The following is a 442-nucleotide window of genomic DNA, read 5'->3' on the forward strand; positions in this document are numbered from 1 at the left end:
AGACGCCGTCCAGTTGACCAGCGGAGCGCTTCAAACGGGTCTGAATTTGTTTACTGGTGACATATTCTTCGGTCGTTGCCATGGAGACCTCCTATCGACTTAATCGAGTGCTTTTTGTAGTTCGGATTCAAAGGCTGGCTTTGGCCGCGCGCCCACGAGATGACTGACGACTTGGCCATCCTTCTTGATTAGGAAGGTTGGGATCCCTTGAACTTGGAATTGGCTCGCAATTTCTTTATCGTTGTCGACATTCAATGAGACAAAGTTGACCTTGTCTTTGTAGTTGGCATCTTCGGACAATGACTTCAAAATTGGGTCCATCATCCGACATGGCGGGCACCAGTCAGCGCGGAAATCAACGACGGCAATCCCAGTATCCGTTTCTTTGGCAAAATCTTGATCATGAATTTCTTTAATCATGTTAACCCCTCCAGATGTGCAT

The 442-nt window shown here is 47.5% G+C and carries 1 protein-coding gene and 1 pseudogene; both read right to left on the reverse strand.

Annotated elements, in window-relative coordinates:
* Window positions 1-82: pseudogene (locus MZO40_RS17565) on the reverse strand (metal-sensitive transcriptional regulator); the annotation flags it as partial.
* Window positions 83-99: 17 nt separating this feature from the next.
* Window positions 100-420 (reverse strand): co-chaperone YbbN, encoded by a 321-nt coding sequence (locus MZO40_RS17040; protein WP_088770496.1) that lies wholly within the window; start codon window positions 418-420, stop codon window positions 100-102.
* Window positions 421-442 lie beyond the last annotated feature (22 nt).

This window comes from Lactiplantibacillus sp. B652, assembly GCF_023806745.1.
Taxonomy (GTDB): domain Bacteria; phylum Bacillota; class Bacilli; order Lactobacillales; family Lactobacillaceae; genus Lactiplantibacillus; species Lactiplantibacillus pentosus.

Bases quoted from the DNA above. Each gene is read 5' to 3' on its own strand.
- MZO40_RS17040 (WP_088770496.1), bottom strand. From the start codon at position 420: ATGATTAAAGAAATTCATGATCAAGATTTTGCCAAAGAAACGGATACT.